We start from the raw sequence: 5,755 nt of genomic DNA, 5'->3' as shown, positions 1-5,755 counted from the left end.
GAGCCGCTCTATCATGCGCTGTCGCGCGGCTTCATCGCCGAGGCGATCCGGCGGCGCAGAGCGGAGACGATGCCCGCGCCGGGCTGAGCTATCGTTCTTCCGCTTTCACTTGCGGGAGGCGGACCTCGCTGTTGCGCCAGAGCGCCAGGTCTCCCTGGCTTTCAATGTCGCCGCGCGCGTCGAGAGCTTCCAGTCGCCCGGCGATATCGTCCCAGGAAACCTGGACGCCCGCCTTGCGAAGCGCCTGTTCGGTTTTCGCGAGGACCATGGCCGTCTTCTGCCAGCGGTCCATCACCATTTGCATGATGGCGCGGTCGATCTCGCTGTCCGCCGTCAAGGGGGGCCTCAGCCTACTTGCACTTGGCGATCGAGGCCAGCGCGGCCGAAATGCCCTTCAGCGAGAACACATAGGAGGTGGGGTTGCCGCGACCGGACTTGGCCTGCACCTTCATGTCGGTGCCGGTCTTCATGGCGGCGATCAGCACCGGTTCTTCCGCCGCGTTCTCGACCCAGGCCGACTTGCCGCGCGTGAACATCGAGAAGGTCTTCTTGTCGATGGTGACGGTGGCCTTGGAGCCTTCCTGGAAATTGTAGCCGGCGATGAATTGCGGCTCGTAGGACACCTGCTGGCCCGGCCGCTGGCTGACGAAGAAGAACATGTCGCCGTGGTCGAGCGTCGCCGGCTGCTTGTCGGTCGGCACGGTGAGCACGTAGCAGACCTTGCCGCCGGATGCCTGGTAGCTGTAGGTGCCCCAGGCATTGTGCTGGCCGATCTTGGTCGCCGACTGTGCCAGCGCCGGCGCCGCCAGGGCCACCAGGACCAGGCTGGAAACTGTAGCAATCAATCCGCGCATCGTTTTTCCCGTATTCCAAATGGTGCGGCGGCAGGCCGCTGCGGCGTCCTGCCCGTCGCTTCATTTTGATTTAATCAGGGTTACCAAACGGTGAATTTTCCTCAAGAAAAGGACCCTCACCCCAGGAAACCGCCGCCATTCCCGCGCCGCCGCTCGAAAGCGGCCGGCGCGTTGTCCCTGCGCCGACTTGGAGGCCACGAAAACGGCAAGAGTTTGACTTTTCAAACAAGCGCTTGCGCCGGTTCCGGATCAGCTCTTGTCGGCGATCGCGTCCCTGGCGGCTTGCCTGTGCGCGGGCGTGATGTGGGCGCTAACGGCGGTAATCGCGGCTGTCAGCACGGCGATGTCGTCGGTGAAGCCGAGGCCGAAGATGACATCGGGGATGAAATCGATCGGCAGCACGAAATAGCCGAGCGCCGCCAGCAGGATACCCTTGGCGCGCAGTGGCGTATCCTTGTCCATGGCGCAGTAATAGGCGGCGACCACCTCTTCCATGAACGGGATCTGGCGGGCGGCCTTCTTGGCCGTGCGCCAGAATTTTTCGCGCACCTCGCTCTCGCCGGCGAGCTTGTCGCCAAAGCCGAAGAAATCAAAACCGGGTTGCCGCGCCATCTGCTTCTCCTTGGCGCCGCGCGCTTGGTTGGGTGCGCGGCCGCCGGGGGAAAATGTGGTGAAAGCGCCGCCCCATCACAAGAGTTCAGCCGCCGAAATAGCGGTTCATCTTCTTTGCCAGTTCGATGTCGAGCGCCGTGACACCGCCTGCGTCATGGGTGTTCAGCGTCACATCCACGGTCTTGTAGACATTCGACCAGTCGGGGTGATGGTCCATCTTCTCCGCCGCCAGCGCGACGCGGGTCATGAAGGCGAAGGCTTCGGAAAAGTTCTTGAAGACGAAGCTGCGTTTTATAGAAGCGCCGTCCTCGGCCAGCAACCAGCCGCGGAGTTCCGCCAGCGCGGCAAGGATGGCGTCCTTGCCCAGTTTTTCTCTCGTCATGTCTGTTTCCCGTGCTATTTCGAATTTTGACCCTCACCATAATGCATGTCGCCCAAAAGTGCGCCGCGGTTTTGGGACAATGACATGCACAAAAACGGCGCCGGATCGATGAGCGCGAAGCCCATAACATCCATCCTGTTCGTCTGCCTCGGCAATATATGCCGCTCGCCTCTCGCCGAAGGCGTGTTGCGCGCCGTGCTGGCCGAGCGCGGGCTGGGCCGAACCGTCATGCTCGATTCGGCCGCGACCAGCGGCTGGGAGGTCGGCTCCGCTCCCGATCCGCGTTCGATTTCGATCGCGGCGCATCATGGCATCGACATTTCCGGGCAAAGGGCACGCAGGGTGGCGCCGGAGGATTTTGCCCGCTTCGACGTGATCCTCGGCATGGACCGGGCGAACGTCCGCGACCTCAAGGCAATCGCGCCGGCCGCGATGCGCGAGCGCATCCACCTGTTCCTGGAGTTTGCCGACGCCGGCGCGGGCGAGGTGCCGGACCCTTATTATGACGGGCCGGACGCGTTCGCCGAGGTCTATCGCATGATCCGCGAGGCGTCGGAGGCGCTGGCCAATCGACTGGCCGCGCGCGTGTCAGCGCCCGAGAGCGGCCAGGCTTCCTCGACGATATAGGGACCGCCGCCGACTGAATCTCGTGACGACATCAAAACGAAGCGGCCGACGCGGAAGGGCAGCGCCGAGAAATTACCGCGCGCCGAAAGATATTGCGCCACGTCGAGTGGGCTCGAATTGCGCAACCGTGCCAGCGTCACATGCGGCATGAACTTGCGCGGATCGGCCGGCAGGCCGAGCCGCTGGCAGATGCGGTCGATCTCGCCCTGCAGGGCAGTCAGATCCGGCGAGGCGGCGACGCCGGCCCACACCGCGTGCGGCTTCTTCTGGCCGAAGGCACCGACACCGGAGAGCGTCAGCGGGAAGGACGGGCGGTGGACGCGGTCGAGCGCGTTGGCGATCTCGTCGGCGACATGGCCCTCGACATCGCCGATGAAGCGCAGCGTCAGATGGTAGTTTTCGACATCGATCCAGCGGGCTCCGGGCAGGCCGCCCCGGAGCAGGGACAGCGAAAGAGCGGCGTCACGAGGAATTTCGAGGGCGGTGAAAAGACGCGGCATGGCAAGCCTCCTGTCCTCGAATCGAAACTCACGCCCCTAGCGAATCATCGATATCCAAGCGGGGCAAGCGGTTTGTTGACCTCGCGGTTTCCCCAACGGCAAGCGTGACTTTCCTGCCTCACGACCCGCCGCCACCCGCGGCAATCGACTTTTCCACCGTCGGCAGTATGCCTTCGACCATCCTGTCGACGCCGCTGGCGTTGGGGTGCAGGCCGTCTTCGAGCTGCAGGGCGGGCACGCCGGCGACGCCGTCAAGGAAGAACGGATAGAGCGGAACGCCGTATTTTTCGGCGAGCTTCGGATAGATGGAGTCGAAGGCATTCTGGTAGTCGGTGCCGAGATTGGGGGCGGCGCGCATGCCGGCCAGGAGCACGGCGATCTTGCGCGCCTTGAGTTTTGCCAGCATCTCGTCGAGGTTCTTCTCAGGAATTGCGGGCGCGACGCCGCGCAGCATGTCGTTGGCGCCGAGCTCGAGGATGACGAGCCGCGTGCCGTCCGGCACCGACCAGTCGAGCCGCGCCAGGCCGCCGCTCGACGTGTCGCCGGAAACACCGGCATTGGCGACGCTGACGTCAAGACCCTTGGCGCGAAGCGCCGCCTGCAGCCTGTCGGTGAAACCTTCGCCTGGCCCGAGGTTGAACCCCGCCATCAGGCTGTCGCCGAAACCGACGATCCTGAAGGTCTCGGCGCCTGCCGCCGACATGGCGCCGCCGATCGTTACGAAAACAACGAAGGCTGCTGCAAGAGTGTGTTTGAAAGCCATGCGGCAGGCCCCATATGAGCGGAAATGGTCTTCAGGCGAAGCCGGGTTCCTCGTTGAGCATCGGATTCCCCCGGTCTCCACTTTGGCTCCGATGCTTAGCCCTCATCTATCCATATAGGACGCTTTCATTGTGACAGAAGCCGTCATCGTGCTGAAAGACGTATCGCTGACGCTCGGTGAAGGCGCGTCCTCCGTGCATGTGCTGAAGGGCGTCAGCCTCGATGTCGCCGCCGGCGAGGCGACCGGCATCGTCGGCCCATCGGGCTCCGGCAAGTCGACGCTGCTGATGGTCCTGGCCGGCCTGGAAAGGGTCGATTCGGGAACGGTCCGAATCGCCGGCGAATTGCTCGATGGCAAAAGCGAGGATCAGATTGCATCGTTTCGGGGACGAAACATCGGCATCGTCTTCCAGTCCTTCCACCTCATCCCCAACATGACGGCCCTCGAGAACGTCGCCGTGCCCCTAGAGCTCGCCGGCCATGCCGACCCGTTCAGCGTCGCCGCGCACGAGCTGGCGGCGGTCGGCCTCAGCGACCGCGTGACCCATTATCCCGGCGAACTGTCGGGCGGCGAGCAGCAGCGCGTTGCGATTGCCCGCGCGCTGGCGCCCTCGCCGCGCATCCTGATCGCCGACGAGCCGACCGGCAATCTCGACCAGGCGACGGGACGGCAGATCGCCGACCTTCTGTTCGCGAAGGCTGCCGAGCGCGGCATGACGCTGGTGCTGGTCACGCATGATCCGGCACTCGCGGCGCGCTGTTCGCGCCAGGTGTCGATGCACTCGGGACGGATCGAGGACGCGCCGAAACCGTTGAAGGTTTCGGCCTGATGCCCCTGTCGCGGACGTTGAAGCTCGCGGTCCGCTTCTCGCTGCGCGAGATGCGCGGAGGCCTGTCCGGCTTCCTCATCTTCCTCGCCTGCATCGCGCTCGGCGTCGCCGCTATCGGCGGCGTCAATTCGGTGGCGCAGGCGATCACCGCTGGGGTCGCCAACCAGGGCCAGACGCTGCTTGGCGGTGACCTGCGCTTTCAACTCAACCAGCGCGGCACGACGCCGGCCGAGCGCGGCTTCCTTGATCGGCTGGGAACGATTTCGCACAGCGCCAGCATGCGCTCGATGGCGCGGCTGGAGGACGGCTCGGACCAGGCGCTGGTCGAGGCCAAGGCGGTCGACGAGGCCTATCCGCTCTACGGGGCGCTGGCGACCGAGCCGGCGCTGCCGCGCGAGGCGCTGTTCGCCGAGAGGTCCGGCGTCTTCGGCGCCGCGGCACCCGAGCTTTTGTTCGACCGGCTGAACCTCAAGCTTGGCGACCGGGTGAAGCTTGGCGCTGCGACGTTCGAGCTGCGCGCGCGGCTGGTGGGCGAACCGGATGCGGTGTCCGACGGGTTCGGCTTTGCGCCGCGGCTGCTGGTATCGACCGAAGGCCTTGCCGCCTCAGGCCTGGTCCAGCCGGGCAGCCTGGTCGAGAACGCCTACAAAATCCGCTTGCCCGCCGGCGCCAGCGAGACCGACCTCAAGGCGATCCAGGACCAGGCGGCAAAGACGTTTCCGGAGGCTGGCTGGTCGATCCGCACGCGCAGCAACGCGGCACCGGCGCTCTCCTCCAATATCGAGCGCTTCTCGCAATTTTTGACGCTGGTCGGGCTGACGGCGCTGGTGGTCGGCGGCGTCGGCGTGGCGAACGCCGTGCGCGCCTATCTCGACGGCAAGCGCGGCGTCATCGCCACCTTCAAGAGCCTCGGCGCTTCGGGTGGCTTCGTCTTCACCGTCTATCTGGTGCAGATCCTGCTGATCGCCGGCCTCGGCATCGTCGCCGGGCTGATCCTCGGCGCCGCTATGCCGTTCGCGGCGAGCGCAGCCCTGCAGTCGGTCATCCCGGTGCCGGCGGAAGGCGGCTTCTACCCCGGCGCGCTTGCCATGGCGGCGCTGTTCGGCCTGCTGGTGACACTGGCCTTCGCGCTGCTGCCACTGGGGCGCGCCCGCGACGTGCCGGCAACGGCGCTGTTTCGCGAGCTGT

9 protein-coding genes are annotated in these 5,755 nt (G+C 65.4%); 3 read left to right on the top strand and 6 right to left on the bottom strand.

Annotated elements, in window-relative coordinates:
- Positions 1-88: 88 nt before the first annotated feature.
- From EOA33_RS21840 to EOA33_RS21825, 4 genes are all read right to left on the bottom strand, one after another.
- Positions 89-337: a hypothetical protein gene (locus EOA33_RS21840; RefSeq protein ID WP_126057418.1), complete on the bottom strand. Its 249-nt coding sequence runs from the start codon at positions 335-337 to the stop codon at positions 89-91.
- A 13-nt stretch (positions 338-350) separates the two neighbouring features.
- Positions 351-854, bottom strand: coding sequence for an invasion associated locus B family protein (locus tag EOA33_RS21835; protein WP_126057419.1), 504 nt, complete (start codon positions 852-854; stop codon positions 351-353).
- Positions 855-1,103: 249 nt separating this feature from the next.
- Positions 1,104-1,466 (bottom strand): YkvA family protein, encoded by a 363-nt coding sequence (locus tag EOA33_RS21830; RefSeq protein ID WP_126057420.1) that lies wholly within the window; start codon positions 1,464-1,466, stop codon positions 1,104-1,106.
- Positions 1,467-1,551: 85 nt separating this feature from the next.
- Positions 1,552-1,848, bottom strand: a complete 297-nt coding sequence (locus tag EOA33_RS21825; protein ID WP_126057421.1) for a 4a-hydroxytetrahydrobiopterin dehydratase — start codon at positions 1,846-1,848, stop codon at positions 1,552-1,554.
- Positions 1,849-1,956: 108 nt separating this feature from the next.
- Here EOA33_RS21825 and EOA33_RS21820 point away from each other — a divergent pair, with 108 nt between their 5' ends.
- A complete protein-coding gene (locus EOA33_RS21820; protein ID WP_126057422.1) occupies positions 1,957-2,475 on the top strand; it encodes a low molecular weight protein-tyrosine-phosphatase in 519 nt (172 codons plus the stop codon).
- Here EOA33_RS21820 and thpR read toward each other — a convergent pair.
- Complete coding sequence (gene thpR / locus EOA33_RS21815; protein ID WP_126057423.1) at positions 2,379-2,975, bottom strand: RNA 2',3'-cyclic phosphodiesterase; 597 nt, start codon at positions 2,973-2,975, stop codon at positions 2,379-2,381. The genes EOA33_RS21820 and thpR overlap by 97 nt on opposite strands.
- 118 nt (positions 2,976-3,093) lie before the next feature.
- Positions 3,094-3,738 (bottom strand): arylesterase, encoded by a 645-nt coding sequence (locus EOA33_RS21810; protein WP_127399966.1) that lies wholly within the window; start codon positions 3,736-3,738, stop codon positions 3,094-3,096.
- Between the two features lie 130 nt (positions 3,739-3,868).
- Here EOA33_RS21810 and EOA33_RS21805 point away from each other — a divergent pair, with 130 nt between their 5' ends.
- Both EOA33_RS21805 and EOA33_RS21800 read left to right on the top strand, forming a co-directional pair.
- Positions 3,869-4,567, top strand: coding sequence for an ABC transporter ATP-binding protein (locus tag EOA33_RS21805; protein ID WP_126057425.1), 699 nt, complete (start codon positions 3,869-3,871; stop codon positions 4,565-4,567).
- Positions 4,567-5,755, top strand: a 1,189-nt coding sequence (locus EOA33_RS21800) for an FtsX-like permease family protein (RefSeq protein ID WP_127406553.1), incomplete at its 3' end; no start/stop codon positions are given. The genes EOA33_RS21805 and EOA33_RS21800, both read left to right, overlap by 1 nt.

The organism is Mesorhizobium sp. M4A.F.Ca.ET.050.02.1.1, from assembly GCF_003997725.1.
Taxonomy (GTDB): domain Bacteria; phylum Pseudomonadota; class Alphaproteobacteria; order Rhizobiales; family Rhizobiaceae; genus Mesorhizobium.
Note: the sequence above shows the minus strand (reverse complement) of the source record. Positions and strands in the feature narration are given on the sequence as shown.